The organism is Lysinibacillus sp. G1-3, from assembly GCF_056322905.1.
Map to the genome: position 1 here is coordinate 1 of NZ_JBWHYQ010000066.1, position 431 is coordinate 431.

Annotated in this window: 1 protein-coding gene; it reads right to left on the minus strand. The window is 29.0% G+C overall.

What is annotated here, in order from left to right; genetic code table 11:
- On the minus strand, positions 1 to 235 hold a 235-nt coding region (locus tag ACVYAD_RS25140; protein WP_476428300.1), incomplete at its 3' end, for a nucleoside/nucleotide kinase family protein.
- Positions 236 to 431 lie beyond the last annotated feature (196 nt).

Here is a 431-nt window from a genome sequence, read left to right on the forward strand (position 1 = left end):
CATATTCAGCATATTCTATAAATTGGTCATCTTTGATTAAAGCTTCAAACGCATCCCTAGTTTTAAAAAAGTAATCTACGCCATCAACTTCACCTTCACGCATTTGACGTGTTGTCATTGAAATAGAATACTTATATGATGTACTTGGATCTTCAAATATTCGTTTTCTAACAGTACCTTTACCTACTCCAGATGGTCCTGATAAAACGATTAACAATCCTTTTTCATTATCCATGCCTTACGACCTCTCTAAGCTAATCTTCTATTATTTAAATATGATATCACATTGTTCTTTATATTGTATAGCATATTTGAAATTGCATGCCATAATTTCTATTAAGTCTAACAATATCGTTATATTGCACGATTAATTTTAATTAAATAAATTGAATTGCAAACTTTTAGATAATGTAAAATGTATGGCATAATGT